Origin of the sequence: Paenibacillus sp. FSL H8-0048 (assembly GCF_038002825.1) — a bacterium.
Taxonomy (GTDB): Bacteria; Bacillota; Bacilli; order Paenibacillales; family Paenibacillaceae; genus Paenibacillus_AQ.
The window spans coordinates 1,047,747-1,062,835 of sequence record NZ_JBBODF010000001.1 but is presented as its reverse complement, the minus strand read 5'-3'; the positions used below and the strand labels follow the sequence as shown (position 1 = coordinate 1,062,835).

At 53.6% G+C, this 15,089-nt stretch carries 11 protein-coding genes and 1 pseudogene; 9 read left to right on the top strand and 3 right to left on the bottom strand.

Translation table 11 applies throughout. The features are described 5' to 3' along the window. The first annotated feature begins 262 nt into the window (after positions 1–262). The 5 genes from NSU18_RS04595 to NSU18_RS04575 all read left to right on the top strand — a co-directional run bounded on the left by NSU18_RS04595 (position 263) and on the right by NSU18_RS04575 (position 5,191). Positions 263–1,240 carry an AAA family ATPase gene (locus tag NSU18_RS04595; protein ID WP_341148365.1) on the top strand — a complete coding sequence of 326 codons (978 nt, stop codon included), beginning with the start codon at positions 263–265 and terminating at the stop codon, positions 1,238–1,240. A gap of 3 nt (positions 1,241–1,243) precedes the next feature. Beyond that, positions 1,244–2,329, top strand: a complete 1,086-nt coding sequence (locus NSU18_RS04590) for a DUF58 domain-containing protein (protein ID WP_341148364.1) — start codon at positions 1,244–1,246, stop codon at positions 2,327–2,329. Next, on the top strand, positions 2,326–3,660 hold the full coding sequence (locus tag NSU18_RS04585) for a hypothetical protein (RefSeq protein WP_341148363.1): 1,335 nt from the start codon (positions 2,326–2,328) through the stop codon (positions 3,658–3,660). The genes NSU18_RS04590 and NSU18_RS04585 overlap by 4 nt, the downstream gene beginning before the upstream one ends. 43 nt (positions 3,661–3,703) lie before the next feature. Beyond that, entirely contained in the window at positions 3,704–4,111 is a 408-nt protein-coding gene (locus tag NSU18_RS04580) for a MerR family transcriptional regulator (RefSeq protein WP_341148362.1), read from the top strand. Between the two features lie 102 nt (positions 4,112–4,213). Continuing rightward, positions 4,214–5,191, top strand: coding sequence for an alpha/beta hydrolase (locus NSU18_RS04575; protein ID WP_341148361.1), 978 nt, complete (start codon positions 4,214–4,216; stop codon positions 5,189–5,191). Here the strand turns inward: NSU18_RS04575 and NSU18_RS04570 are convergent. The 3 genes from NSU18_RS04570 to NSU18_RS04560 all read right to left on the bottom strand — a co-directional run bounded on the left by NSU18_RS04570 (position 5,171) and on the right by NSU18_RS04560 (position 8,917). After that, positions 5,171–5,497 carry an AzlD domain-containing protein gene (locus NSU18_RS04570; protein ID WP_341021626.1) on the bottom strand — a complete coding sequence of 109 codons (327 nt, stop codon included), beginning with the start codon at positions 5,495–5,497 and terminating at the stop codon, positions 5,171–5,173. The genes NSU18_RS04575 and NSU18_RS04570 overlap by 21 nt on opposite strands. After that, positions 5,488–6,207: an AzlC family ABC transporter permease gene (locus NSU18_RS04565; protein ID WP_341023310.1), complete on the bottom strand. Its 720-nt coding sequence runs from the start codon at positions 6,205–6,207 to the stop codon at positions 5,488–5,490. The genes NSU18_RS04570 and NSU18_RS04565 overlap by 10 nt, the downstream gene beginning before the upstream one ends. Before the next feature lie 646 nt (positions 6,208–6,853). Further along, positions 6,854–8,917: a beta-galactosidase gene (locus NSU18_RS04560; protein WP_341148360.1), complete on the bottom strand. Its 2,064-nt coding sequence runs from the start codon at positions 8,915–8,917 to the stop codon at positions 6,854–6,856. 144 nt (positions 8,918–9,061) lie between these two features. On the opposite strand from NSU18_RS04560, the gene NSU18_RS04555 reads away from it, so the two are divergent. From NSU18_RS04555 to NSU18_RS04540, 4 genes and pseudogenes are all read left to right on the top strand, one after another. Further along, complete coding sequence (locus NSU18_RS04555) at positions 9,062–9,895, top strand: helix-turn-helix transcriptional regulator (protein WP_341148359.1); 834 nt, start codon at positions 9,062–9,064, stop codon at positions 9,893–9,895. Between the two features lie 184 nt (positions 9,896–10,079). Beyond that, the gene (locus NSU18_RS04550; protein ID WP_341148358.1) at positions 10,080–12,707 is read left to right on the top strand and encodes a hypothetical protein; all 2,628 of its coding nucleotides are present in this window, start codon (positions 10,080–10,082) and stop codon (positions 12,705–12,707) included. 47 nt (positions 12,708–12,754) lie between these two features. Next, a pseudogene (locus NSU18_RS04545) lies at positions 12,755–13,423 on the top strand (ABC transporter ATP-binding protein); the annotation flags it as partial. Positions 13,424–13,677: 254 nt separating this feature from the next. Continuing rightward, positions 13,678–15,066 (top strand): ABC transporter permease, encoded by a 1,389-nt coding sequence (locus NSU18_RS04540; RefSeq protein WP_341021631.1) that lies wholly within the window; start codon positions 13,678–13,680, stop codon positions 15,064–15,066. The last annotated feature ends 23 nt before the right edge of the window (positions 15,067–15,089 follow it).

The window sequence follows — 15,089 nt, the reverse complement described above, 5'->3', positions numbered from 1 at the left end:
AAGAAGCGGAGGGGAAATTTGGAACTGGAAGAGCGGTAGCGTCCGCCTTTGTCAACCGATTTCAACCGCGAAGAGCGGATAAAATCAAAGAAATCGGGTGACAACAGCGGCTGGAAGTCCAAATGTTCACCGCAGTGACGACCATGCTTCAGGTTCAAAGCCTCAGTGAGTCTTATATAGCTATTATATAATGTAGACGCTTTCTGGTATGATTAGTTTATATGTACATACCTTTTTTTGGAATAGGATGGTGTTATTATTCATGAAACTTCAAGAAGCAACCGCTCTAATTGAATCGATTCGAAGTAATCTGGCACAAGTGATTATCGGCAAAGAGGGCGGCGTGAACCTGCTGCTGACCGCCTTGCTGGCGAATGGTCATGTGCTGCTGGAGGATGTGCCCGGCACTGGAAAGACGCTGCTCGCCAAAACATTGGCCCGTTCCCTGGACTGCACGTTCAAGCGGATTCAGTTCACGCCCGACCTGCTGCCGTCCGACTTAAGCGGCATCAATTACTATAATCAGAAGACCGGCGAATTTCAGTTCCGCCCCGGGCCGGTATTTGCCAGTATTCTGCTTGCGGATGAGATCAACCGGGCTACGCCGCGCACCCAGTCGAGTCTGCTGGAGTGTATGGAGGAGCGGCAGATTACGATTGACGGCGTGACGCATGAGCTGGAGCGGCCGTTCCTGGTTATTGCTACGCAGAATCCGGTGGACAGCCAGGGGACCTTTCCGCTGCCGGAAGCGCAGCTGGACCGGTTCCTCATGCGGATTACCAGCGGGTATCCGACATTTGAGGAAGGGGTACATATCCTCCAGAGATTCCGTCAAAATAACCCGCTGGAGGATACCGCTGCGGTGGCCACGGCCCGGCAGATTCAGGACATTCAACGTCTGGCTGCGGAGGTTGCTGTCAGTGACGAGCTGCTCGCTTACATGATGCGCGTAGTCGAGGCTACCCGTACCTCCCCGGCGGTCCGGCTGGGAGCGAGTCCCCGGGCAGCCTTCGCCCTGCTGCGCGCCTCGCAGGGATATGCACTGATCCAGGGCAGAAGCTACTGTATCCCGGATGATATCAAAGAGGTTGCGGTTCCTGTTCTGGCACACCGGCTGATTCTTCAGCGCGGTCCCGGAGTCCGTGAAGGCCAGTCGGCAGAGGTAGTGCTTCAGGTGCTGCGTGAAATCGAGGTGCCTGCTGAGCCTGCGGTCCTGTCCAGAGGCGGAAGGGTGGAGTGATCCATGTCACTGCCGTGGTTCATTGCAAGCACGTTCATTCTGTTGGTCCTGATCTCGCTGATCTATGACCGGAATGCGCTGAAGAAGGTCAGCTATACCCGTTACTTCTCTGCCAAAGCGGTGTACGCCGGAGAACAGGTAGAGATGGTTGAGGAGATTATGAACAAGAAGCTGCTGCCGCTGCCATGGCTGCGGCTGGAATCCAGCATAGCCAAGGGGCTTGAATTCGGTAACCAGGAGAATCTGGGCATCAGCAGCGGAGAGATTTCACAGAATCATGTCAGTCTGTTCTTCCTGAGGTCATTCCGCCATATCAAGCGTCGCCATAATATCACTTGCAGGGAGCGGGGACTGTTCGTCCTGGAGACGGCAACCATGACTACCGGCGATCTGTTCGGACTGAGCCGCAGCGCCAAGACCTTCCCGCTTCATCTGGAGCTGCTGGTCTACCCCGGACTGCTGCGTTTCCATGACCTTCCGCTGCCGGTCCACAGCTGGCTTGGAGAGCTGCCGGTCAAGCGCTGGATTGTCGAAGATCCGTTCCTGACCGCCGGTACAAGAGAATACAGCGCCGGGGATTCCCTGGCCAGCATTAACTGGAAGGCGACAGCCCGGACGGGAAGTATGCAGGTGCATAAGAAGGATTACACCGCCGATTCCCGGCTGGTCATCTGCCTGAATGTGGAGACCAGTGAGTCCATGTGGAGAACGGTTACCGATGTGCAGCGCATAGAGCTGGGTATCCGCTATGCGGCAACTGTAGCCGAGTATGCAATCAGCCACGGAATTGAGGTCCGGCTGCTCAGCAATGGAAGACTGGACGGAAGCGGGGCGAGAGATTCGGTGGACACTTGGTCCATAGCCCATACCGAGGAGTTCCTTGGTCTGCTGGCCAGACTGAATCTGGACCGGACCGTGCCGATGAGCAGGCTGATGGAGATTGAAGGGGACAAGGGGGAGGGAGATATGGATTATCTGATCATTACCTGCCACCGGGGGGCAGAGCTGCAGCTGGCAGCCTCAGGGTTAAGCTTCCTCGGGAACGGTGTAGAGTGGCTGGATATTCCGGCAGAAGGGGGCGGTGAATGATGACTTCCCGAATCCCGGATGCTGTCAAAGAAAACTTCGCCATATGGATGTCAGCCCTCATCGAATGGCTGCTGCTGCTCCCGGTATGGCTGGTGCTCCAGACTTATTTCCAGCCGGAGGCCGAGGCGCTGCGCTGGATCTATCTGCTGCCGGTCCTGGCCGCAGCTGGTGTACTGCTGCGGAAGCTATGCAACCGCCGCTGGAAGCAGCTGCTGGCTGCACTGGTTCTCGGAGTTATAGCAGCTGCACTAACCGGTACGCTGACACTTATAGGTCTGCCGCTGGCAGCCGGAGCGGCAGTATCCGCCTTCCTTGGCATGACAGCAGCTACAAGGGCGAACCGGCTGTGGCTGTATATCAGCGGGATTATACTTTATTTTGTTGCTTCTATTGTCTTCTCGCGTGTACCCGGTCTCCAGCCGAGTGCAGCGGTGCTCACCTGGAGCGGCAGCTTGTGTCTGATCCTGGCACTGCTGGCTACGAATAGCACCCACCTGCGTTATAGCTCCTTGAACGGAGGTGCAGGAAATCTGCCTCAAGGCCTGCGGCGGCATAACAGGATGTTCGTGGGCGGTTTCATTATACTGGCAGCACTGCTTGCAGCGGGGGGCGGCAAGGCGGCAGGAATGCTGCTATGGAATATGACACGGGCATTCTTCGCCTGGCTCAGCCGGTTATCCTCCGGTTCTGAGGAGACACCGCCAGCAGAAGCACCGCCTGAGACCATCCCTTCCATGCCTGCTGCGGAGCCGGGTGAACCGGGCCTGCTGTCGATGATTCTAAATATAGGCTTCTATATTCTGGGAGCGGCAGCCATTCTTGCGGTACTGTATTTTATCCTGCGTTGGTTATACAGAAATACAGGCGGTATCCTGCGCAGAGCGATGGACAGGCTGTTGTCCCTGCTGTGCAGGGAGACGCCAGCAGTTTCGGGGTATCAGGATGAGGAGACCAGCCTCTTCAACTGGGAGCAGACTGTTCAGGACTTCCGGCAGTACGTGCGTTCCAAGCTGACACCAGCCAGCCGCCGGGACCGCTGGGAGGGGATGGACGGAAGCCGCGAACGCATCCGTTGGCTCTACCGGCACTGGCTGCGGGCCAGACATGCGGAAGGGTATGAGGTGAAGCCCTACCTGACTCCGCAGGAGACAGCTGCGGATGTAGCTGCCTGGTCGCAAGGCCAGAAGCGTGCGAACAAGCACCCTCGCAGCGGTCAACCCATTCAAGACCGGCTGCTCGGTCTATATAATAAGGCCCGTTACACCGAGGAGGAGCTGCCTGAACTAACTGCCGCTGAGGTGGCAGCGCTTAAGGAGCAGTTGAAGCTGTAGCTGAATCATCTCATTCAGCGAATATGGGAGAGGAGCGGCAAGGATGACCCCTTATCTGCGCAGTGAGCTGGCAAAAGAGGCTCAGCTTAATATGGAGACGCTCAGGTTCTATGAGAAAAAGGGGCTGATCCCGCTGCCGCAGCGTTCAGCAGGCGGGTATCGGCTGTATCCGGAGGAGACGCTTCTCCGGATTGCTTTTATCCGTAATGCCAAGAGCTGCGGGTTCACACTTCAGGAGATTAAGAAGGCGCTCGTTAAATCTGCAGACCGCAGCATCGGAATCAGTGATTTCATTGCAGTCATTGAGCGGAAGATCACCGCTGTCGATCTGGAGATTGCCCGGCGGAACGAGACACGCAGTCAGCTTGAAGCGTTAAAGTTCGGCCTTCTGTCTCATGACAGGCACCCGGGCGTGCAGGATACGCTTGCTATGTTGAACATGAATGATTAATCCGCTGCCGACTGTAATGCTGGAGGAATTGCCGCTTGACTCTGTACACAGCTACAGGGTTTATAGTAGGGGCATCCCAGGATAACAGGAGGAATTAAACGTATGTTGTATCCAAGCAGCACCCCCATTGAACAGTTACAGGCCATTACAGCTTATCTGAAAAGCAATAATAATTATTCCAAAAGAAGTGTTCAAGATATCCGGGCGGCGGCTCTGGAGAGTTCCAGGCAACTGCCCTTACTTGAAGGCGTGAATGTTGAACCGGTTGAGGCGGAGACCTTCAGCGGAGAGTGGGTCAGGGCGGATGGAGAGAGTCTGCAATGTACGGGTCATCCGCAACCCGCAGATAACAAGGTTATTCTATATTTTCACGGCGGAGGGTTTGTGTCGGACAGCAGCGAGATCTACAGGGATCTGGCAGCCCGTCTATCTGAAGCAGCTGGGGGCATTACCGTTCTAACTGTGGAGTACCGGCTTGCACCGGAGTTCTGCTACCCGGCAGCGAATGAAGATTGCCTTGCAGCTTACCATTGGCTGCTGGAACGGGGCGTTCATGCCGGCAATATCATACTCTGCGGAGATTCCATCGGAGCCACGCTTGCGCTGATGACCTTAATTACGCTGCGGGAGCAGGGGGATAGGCTCCCTGCTGCTGCCTGCCTTCTATCTCCCCATGCCGATCTTGTTCATTTGGACGGGGAGTCTTATGACAGCTGTGCGGGAACGGACCCGACAGGAAGCCGGGAAGCGAATCAGAAGATTATTCTGGAATATATGGGGGACTTTGGCGGTGCGTGGCCTGCGATATTGTCACCGCTAAGAATGGATCTCCGGGGCTTGCCACCCTTGCTCATACAGGCGGGGAATCATGAGGTGCTGCTGAGTGATGCAGAGCGCTTGGCTGAACAAGGAAGGGCGGCGGGCATCACTGTAGAGCTTCAAGTCTGGGAGAACATGTGGTGCGCCTTTCAGCTGATGGCTGCCATGCTTCCTGAAGCGCAGCAGGCCATCGGAAATATAGGCAGCTTCATTAAGAGAATAGCGTATCAGTCAACAGAGTCAGAACAGCAGACGCAGTAGCATCAGCGTCACAATACCGGTTATTACAGTGGCCAGCAGACTGCGGGTCTTGACGGCTACCCAGAAGGTGGGGAGGGCGGCGATTAGCTCCACATTGGTCGACAGGACTGCGAACCTGCCGCCGGTTACGAGCAGCTCTTGGGCAACCAAAGCAGCCATGACTGCAATCGGCACATAGCTCAGCCAGCGCATACCCCATTCCGGGATCGTGATCCGGCTTAGCAGCATCAGCGGAAGGACACGCGGAATGAAGGTAACGAACGCGGCTCCGAGAATGATCATAGCAATATCAAGTCTTATTTCCATTGTTCCATCACTACTCCAATCGTTGAGGCTACCAGCGCGGCAGCTATGACACCCATACTGGGTGACCACAGCACAGAGACGAGCACGGCCACCGCAGCAGCTGCTATTCCGACAGTGATATCCCGTCTATACTTGCGCCGTCCCATAATGGTCAGGACCAGCAGTCCGATGAACATAGCCGGAAGGGCGAAATCCAGTCCCCACTTCTCGGGGCTGGATATCCATTGACCGAGAATAGCGCCGGCGATATTGGCCAGGAACCAGTTCAGATAGGCGGTAATATTCAAGCCGTGCATCCATCTCTCGCTGATTTGCTTCCTTGCGGCACTCTTCTGAATGGCTACGCCGAAGGTCTCATCTGTGAGCAATGAGCCGATCAGCAGGTTGCGCAGCGGGGGCAGATGCCGGAAGTAAGGCGACAATGCTGCGCTTAACAGCAGATGACGCAGGTTAACCAGCAGAATCGTAATGACAATCCCGGAGGCGCTGCTCCCGGAGGCAATCATACCAGCGGCAATAAACTGGGCCGAACCGGCATACAGGATAATTGAGATCATGGCGATTTCGGCAAGGGTCAGCCCCGCTGTTTTCTCCACAACTCCTGCGGCGAACCCGATACTGAGATAACCGAGCAGAGTGGGGAGGCAGTCCTTGACCCCTTGCCAGAACGTATCGCTGCTCTCCGGCACACTTGGGCTCTCTGTAACCAGGCTGCCGCCGGATAGCGGCTCCTGATGAATGGATTCTGGCTTCACAGGCATGCTCCTTCCGGGTAATGGAATAATGACTAGAACAGAGTTAGCTTGAAAACTGTAAAAAATGAACCTCAGGGGTGTTAAAGTCTGAGAATGAACATTGAGCTGCTATTAGGACGATCCTGCCCCGTCTGCCGTCTGCTACTCTTACATATAAATAGGTGATTGTATTTCATGCAATAGAAAATGCATAGCTGACCGTGAAATGAGAATCTATTGTATTTCATACAGTAGAATGTTGTGTTTTGGATGAAAAATAGCCCTTTCTCAACATTCAATTGTACAGAATACAGTAGATTCTATTTCAAAGTCTTTTTTACAGTATTCTAATGTACAAAATGCAGTTGCTATCACTCCAGCGCCAACATACAGCATACGAATGACTGCTGCGGGATTAGCACTGGCTCATTAAGGTCCGGTAATGATCATATTCACACGTTTAAATCTATGGATTAGGCGCCGGTAATAAATACATTGTATTAATATCTAATAATTCATAGCGAATTGCAAGGGAATATTAGCTGTAACTGTAAAAACTGTGAAAAGGGTTCCGCCGTCCGCAGAGCGATCTGCGGCAGCGGAACCCTTTTGGAGTTCACGGTTATTTCAACACCAGTACGCCGAATCCTTCCATCGTATAGCTCCCCGACAGGGTCTGGCCGCTTAAGAGATCCGTCTTGGCTGTCTTAAGCACAATCTGTGCCGGTTCTTCGCTGTAGTTGAGCAGGAACGCAACACCGGAAGAGACGTCTTCCCCTGTGGAGCGAATCTGCAATTCAACCTCAGGCGGCAGCTCCGCCCAATCTGCGGCTGGCGAGACCAGACCCAGGCTGCCAAGCATCTGCAGCACAGCAGGCTCATTGAACACAGCCCCGTAATACCACACCTCGCCTTGGCCCCGGGTGTTACGGGTTACTGCCGGTTTGCCGGCATAGTAATCGGTCGCATAGGTTGCCATAATCTCGACACTATCCTCTTCCACCTGCAAAATGTCATTGAAGGCATCTGCACCCGTCAGCGCTTCAGGGTCATGGTTCCACCGGATGGAGGTCGGCTTGCGCGTTCCTTTGACCAGCGTGAATTCTTCAACCGTAACCCCGCACATCTCCTGCGCCGCTCCGGGAAAAGGCCGCATGTAGCATTGTCCGGTAATATCCTTATAGCCTGTGCGGCAGCCGAAGACCAGCTTCCCGCCTTGCTGTACATACTGGTCCAGCAGGGCTGCCGTATCATCGGTCATAATCGCCGGATGCGGGTAGACCAGCACCTCATAGCGGGCAAGCTCTGCAAGGGTGGTATGGCTGCGCAGGTACAGCACGTCATTCGGAATATGCTTCCGCTGCAGAGCCTTGAACCATTCCTTGTTGCTCTGCCACATGAACGGGCCGTGCCAGACATCATATTCCCCGTCCCACTCATTGTCATAATCACGCACGATGGCAATGCTCGCCTGAGTCCGGCTGCCGATGAACTGCGGACCGATGCTCGCCAGCTCGCGGCCGATCTGCTCCGCCTCTCTAACTCTCCGGTTAGGCTGGTTATGGTAGTCGTTCAAGCCATGCCAATAGATCTCATTGCCCATCGTGGCGGTCCGCCAGCGGAAATAGAGCAGCATGTCTGCGCCGTGGGCGATGGACTGGTACGTCCAGAGCCGCATTTGTCCAGGCTTTGGTGAAGGCATGTCCAGCCGGTTAACCCAGCCTCCCGGACCGGATTGCTGCTCCATGACACAGAAGTTGCTGCTGACCGAACGTACAGCCGACAGGGACAATCCCCAGCCGCGGTCAAGCATCGGGTTCACCTCAGCCGGATCGAAGCCGATGGTGGAGAACTGCGGGTACGAGTCATAGCTGAAGAAATCCAGCAGCTGATCATTCAGCTCATGGCTGTCCAGGTGTCCGAACAGACCGTTCGTGGTCACCCACTGATTAGGGGCCAGTTCCCGGAGGATATCAGCCTGAATTGTGGCGAAATGGATGGTGTTATCTGAGATGAAGCGCTTCTCATCCAGAGCCTGGTGAGGGTTCGGCTGGTTCGGTGAAGGGGTAGGCCGGGTGAGGCAGACCTGTGACCAGCTCGTATAGGTCTGATTCCAGAACACCGTGCCCCAAGCCTGATTAAGCTTGTCCAGGGTGACATACTTGTCCTGAATCCAAAGGCGGAAGGCCTGATGATCACTCTCCGAGTAGAATACATTGATCTCACAGTTCAGCTCGTTGTCAATCTGCCAGCCGACAACCCCCGGATGATTGCCGTAATGTTCAGCGAGCTTCGTTACGATTCGGGCACAGAGCTCGCGGTATTTGGGACTGCTGTAATTGTAATGGCGGCGCATGCCGTGCTGTAGCGTCACACCTTCATAAGTAACATTCAGAGACTCTGGGTACTTCTCGGTAAGCCAGGCAGGCGGAGTGGCCGTAGGCGTTCCCAGAATGACCTTCAGCCCGTGGCTGTGCGCCATGTCGACCGCGCGGTCAAACAGATCATATTGAAACACGCCTTCTTCCGGTTCAAAAATGGACCAGGCGAACTCAGCCAGACGTACAATGGTGAATCCGGTTTCAATCATACGGCGGTAATCGTCAGCCCACATGGATTCAGGCCAGTGCTCGGGATAATAGCAGACGCCCAGTTCAAATCGTTCTGCTGCAACAGGTTTCTTCATCATAACCTCCAAGTGTAAAAATATGCTTTATTTAAGCTACCAATCTATTGTATTATCAGCAGTGTATCCACTTATATAACAGAATATTGCTATTATATGATTATATTGCGTGCTTGAGTCAGCGCAGGACAGGAGGAGATTCACATGAGAAAGCACTGGGTTCTGCCGCAGCCCGCTTATGCCCACTATGTATGTTATCCGGAGATGCTGGGGCATTACAGCGACTTCCCGGAGCATGCAGAGCGCAGAAGCGAGGGGTTCCTGAACAGCTACAATCTCCACATGGTTTTCGGCGGAGAAGGGTACGTATTTCAGGGAGGGGAGCGGATATCCATGAGGCGGGGCAGCGGGTTTCTTTTCCCCAGGGGAGCTTATCAGCAGTATGGTTCTGATCCCGGAGACGCCTGGGATGTGCGCTGGATGCACTTCACCACGGCGATGCCTCTGACTATGCTGGAGGAGGCGGATCAGACACGCGGCTACTTCTTCACCTTCGATCCCGTCACCGGCTATGAAGCGCTCTTCGAGGAAATGTACCGGCTCAGCGCAGGCTATGAGACCCGGAGTGAACCGCGCCTCTCTACACTGCTCTATGAGATTCTGGTTACGCTGATGCAGAACTCCGAGCCGCTCCACGGCTCCGTTCCGCTGGAGATCCGGCATTCCATCCGGCTTACCGCCGACAGAATCTACAGTGAGTGTGAGCGGTCCTGGACGCTGGAGTCCATGGCCAGCCTTGCCGGTTACAGCAGCTACCATTTTCTCCGTCTGTTCCGCAGCATTATGGGCAAGACGCCGAACCGGTATTTAAGCGATTGCCGGATGGCCCGGGCCAAGCTGCTGCTGGCTTCCACCAAGCTGTCCGTTGCGCAAATTGCGCTGCAGAGCGGTTTTCAACAATCCAGTTATTTCATCAAGGTGTTCAGACAGCTCGAAGGGATGCCGCCGAACCAATACAGACGTTCCTTCAACTCATAGAATCAAGCTTTTTTAGGACCAAGTATCAAGAAAGTTTGTTACATTTATGGCAGTTTTCACACCGTGGCAGCCTTGGTTGAGTAAGAGAAGGTTACAAATGGAAACAAAGGGTTACAAAGTGGATACAAATTCCACGCGCTGAGCAACTATACTATTGCTAGTAAATACATCTGGAGGGAAATAAATGAGAAAGTATAGAGTTACATATGCTGCATTGCTGGTGAGTTCACTCGTTGCCGGCCAGGTGGCTGGAAGTATCACTGCGCCTGCTGCACATGCAGCCCCGGCGGCGAAGCCCCCCGCAGTATCCGCTCCGGCGGCATTCAAGTTCAATTCCGTTCCCATGGGTGCCGGAGTGACCGCAGTACTGGAGAATATCAACATATGGAGCCAGCCTGGCGGGAGCATTTTGTCATACACACTTAAATATACGAATTCAGGCAATTCAAGCGCCAGCTTAATGCACTATTTCTCACGTGTGGTCACTCCGGGAGGTTCAGTGCTTCCGGGTAATCCCTTAGGTGCGGATGCCCTGAAGAAGAAAGTCGGTGCCAAAGAAAGCCTTAGCGTGACCTATTATGTAAATGTGGGACAAACGTCCTCTTTGCAGGGGATTAAAATCTCGATGCTGGTCTGGGATGCCAAGACGAAAGGGTATCTGAAGCAGGCGGGATCTTTTGGAGTGCCCGCTAATTATTCAACTACGGCTGCAGTTGGAACAAGCCTAGGTACAGTCATGAACGACATTCCCGTCGCAGCCAGTGCAGACTCTCTCCAGCTCTATAAATACAGCGGAAAGGTCTATGCCAAAGTAGGAGTCAGTCTAACCAACAAGGGCAATAAGGTCCTCAGTGATCCGGGTTATTCGGCGTATCTGGTATCTGCCAGCGGCACTTCCTTCGAGCTGGCGCTGAGCGGCACACAGGCGGATTACAAAATTCAGCCGCAGGAGAAGCGGAGCATTTATTACATTACCGAAATCCCGGCCTATCTCAAAACAGATAATATGAAGCTGCAATTCACGAAGAAGGATGAGACCGCGAAGCTGGAGCTGGCCAAGTCCTCTTATAAGCTGCCTGCAGCAAGCTCGCCTAATCTGGTTGTCGGCAGCGGGGTAGTCAAAAAGATTGTAGTCAATAACAACACAGTAGACACGCTGCTCCGCAATGCCAATGTGTACGCACAGGATGCAGATGCGGTATGGACGTTCCAGATGCAGCTTAAGAATACCGGCAACAGGGCGGTAACCCTGCCTAGCTACGACCTGGCGGTCAAATCGGTCAAGGGCAAGGTCTTTCCGGTGAGCTCCAAAGGTGTAAGCGGAGTAACCCTCAAGCCGCTAGAGACCAAAATTGTACCGCTTACGGTCAAGGTGCCGCTTGAAGTCGATCAATCCGGGTTGCAGCTTATGATGATAGAGTCGGTAGGTGCTGAGAGCATTAATGTACCTGAATCAAACGGGACCGGCGAGTCAACCGGAAATACCGGTAATACCGGTAATACCGGTAATACTGGGACTCCATCCGCTGCGGCTCCTGCAACACCGACTGCCAAAATGATTTTTCCGGTAGCCTACTTTGTCATTCCATATGCACTGCGTACGGAAGTCACGACTGGCCAGGAGTATATGACCACGAATTCATACGGCTCCTTCTCGTACAGTATAGAGTCTCTGCAGCGTTATCCTTGGAGAGATGATGATATGCTGGCTGCCAGACTGAGAATCACCAATACCCAGAACGTATCTCTTACGCTGCCTGAGCTGAAGGGAACCATTAAGCTGGATAAAGAAAGCCTGCCCGTGACTACAGAGCTGTATATGGACAATAAGGATACTTCTGTCCTTGCGCCAGGGAAGTCGGCAGAGCTGTATGTACTTGGCAAAATCGCCTATACGTCAGAGTTCCAGGATATGCGGATTGTCCTGAACGGCACACAGAATTCAGAGACCGCTGCGTTCCTGGATGTCAGTGTCAGCAACTCGATTAACAGTATTCCGACCATCGAGCAGGGCAAGAGCTACACCATTAGCGGCAAAGGCAAAACGGCCAGCGTACAGGAGAACCGGACAACGGTCTACCAGGGAGAAAGCCACAATCTGGTATACACAGAGCTCTATTTGAGCAGTGAAGAGAAAAGACAGAGCAAAATGGCCCGTCTCCAGGCTTACTTTAAGACCAAGGACGGACAGTATTTCGAGGCAGGCACCAGCCAGTCGGAGAACAGCGCGTCTCCGGGCGCCAAGCAGCTCGTGGTCTTATGGGCTAAGGTGCCTAAGGCTACGGACCTCGCGGATGTCTCGCTCTACCTGGGTGCCGGTATCAAAGAAGGCAAGCTGATTGAGGCCAAGGAAGAAGCTACCGGATTCGTCAATGTGGCTGCGCTTCAGCTGAATCCGCAGGCGAATGTACCGAAGAATACACTGGAATCCACGGTATTATATCCTTATACGATTTCTGTTCTGACCTCTGAAGGCAAGCGGATGAAATCATCAGACACTATAGATATTACAATGAATTACAGCCTGAGGAAGGATAATATCTACGATGCAGGGGTTCTGGAGCATAAGCTGATTCTGCAGATTACCGATCCGTTAGGCATCGCTACCGAGAAGGTTCTTACACTGGGCACAGACCTGATCGAAGGGACGAACAACCAGTATTCCTTCTCCCTCAGCAGACCCTTGTACAAGACGATGGACGGCGGCGCTTATAAGTTAGCTTTCTATGATGAATTCCAGGGTGAACGTCTGATGCTGGGCAGCCAGTCCTTTATAGTCACTAACGTGGTTCCGAACAAGACACAGGAATAACCGTCATCCGCTCAACTAAATATACCGCCAAAAAAGGAGCAGCTTCCATGTTGCGTGTTGAAGATATTACGCATTCGTACAAAAGCGGTAATGAATGGACCTCCGTTCTTCATAAAATCAATTTCGCCGTCAAAAAGGGAGAAATGGTTGCCCTGCTGGGCAGTTCAGGCTCCGGTAAGTCAACGCTACTCAACCTGATGGCCGGCTTGATGAAGCCCACCGAAGGTCATATCTACATTGCTGATCAGGACATTGTGAAGATGGGCGAGAATAAGCTTGCCGAGTTCCGCCGCAAGAACATCGGATTTATCTTTCAGGCGTATGAGCTGATTACCAGCCTGACGGTCCGCGAGAACGTGGAGCTGCCGCTCGTCTTCCAGTCAGTCTCTCCCAGGGCCCGTAAGGCCAAGGCGCTTGCGTTGCTGGAACAGGTAGGGATTCCTGACAAGGCGGATCTCTTCCCCTCGCAGCTCTCCGGGGGACAGCAGCAGCGTGTCAGTATCGCCCGGTCACTGATCACAGAGCCGTCGGTCATCTTCGCAGATGAACCTACAGGAAATCTGGATTCCAAGACTGAGGAAGAGATTATCGGCATTCTGCTGAACCTGAACCGTACGATGAAGACGACATTTATTGTCGTTACGCATGAATATAAGGTGGCTGAACAAATGCAGCGGATTTTCACGCTGAAGGACGGCTTCCTGGTCACTGAATCGCAGACAGAACCGCACTCAGTAACAGAGCCGCAGACCGAACCGCAGCTTGAGCTGCAGACAGAAGTACAGATGGAAGAGCAAATTGCTGAGGAAGCTGAACCGCAGACCATGGTAGAGGTCGAAGAACAATTAGCTGCAGGAGCTGAACAGGAAGCTGTAGAGCCGCAGACAGCAGCAGCGGATGGAGATCCGCCGGCTGAGGAACCTGAACACCAGACCGCTGCGGAAGCTGATCCTCCAGAGGGAGGGAAACCGTGAAGATCAGAGACATTTCACGGATGGCCTGGGAACAGGTCAAACGGCGAAAGGTAGTTACAGGTCTGTGTATGACCGGGATATCCATCGGCTGCGCAGCCATTATCGTAGCCTTGAGTGTGGGCCAGTCGGCACAGGTCTATGTGACTGAACAGGTGAATGCCAACTTCAAAATGGATGAGATTATGGTCTCGCCTGGCGGAGGAATTCCGTCCAACGGTGGCCAGAGCGCAGGCGGCGGATCGGGAGGTGGGGCCGAGAACCTTGATCAGGGCAAGCTGACTGACCAGAAGCTGGAGATTATCCGCGGACTGAACCATGTGAAGGCGGCTTCGCCTTTTCAGGAGGCCGGATATCTCCAGATACTAACGGTAGACAACAAGATCTCGGATGTGAAGATTGTGGTGACTGATCTCCAGAAGCTGACAGCCTATGATCACAAATTCAAACAGGGCGGGGCGAACGACCAGGTTGGAACGGTAGTGCTTAATCACGGGGCTACCCTGGGCCTGATTGATCTGGAGACCCGGGAGAAGCTGTTCGAGCAGATGAGCAGCGGGCCGTATAACCCCGAGCTGTATCAGCAGTATGAGAAATTGTCCACAGTACCGTCCGAGTTGTACCGTAAGCAAGTCCAGATTCAGGCTCAGGATTACAGTTCTACTTCACAGACAATCAAGCTTAGCTCGCCGCTTCAGGTCGGCGGCATTCTGGCGCTTCCCAAGGGAATGGATGATCAGCGGGCCTCTTACGACAAGATTATGTATATGTCGCCGGAGACCGCCCAGCAGCTCGCCAAGGAGCTGACCTTCGATAATTCTACTTCCAGTTCACTCAGTCTCCCGCCGGAAGGAAGCTACAACTCGGTTACGGTCAAAGTAGACGATGTGGCGAACATCAAGCCGGTGGAGCAGATGATTCAGAAGCTGACCCTGAACGCTCAAGATAATCTGTACCAGCAGGAGATGCTGAAGGAGCAATTTGATATGATCAAAATGGCGGCGCTCGGCATCGGGGTATTCATTCTGATCATCGCCTCCATCTCGATCATAGTGGCCATGACCATGTCCACTCATCAGCGGCGGCGCCAGATTGGTATTATGAAGGTCCTCGGGGCTAACATGGGGCAGATCCGCAACATGTTCATTACCGAAGCCGCACTTCTGGGACTGCTCGGGGGTATGCTGGGTGTCGCTTTCTCCTATTTAATTGTCATGGCACTTAACAAGCTGGTAGGCAGCGCAGGGGAGGGGATGAATTTCTTCATTCCGGTGATGAATCTGCCGGTCGGAATGTCCTTTGCCATTATGACCGGTGTGCTGTCGGGGATCTATCCGGCGATCAGCGCCTCCAGAACCGATGCATTAACCGCTATTAAACGTGACTAACCCTAAGCTAGAAAGGAAGCCGA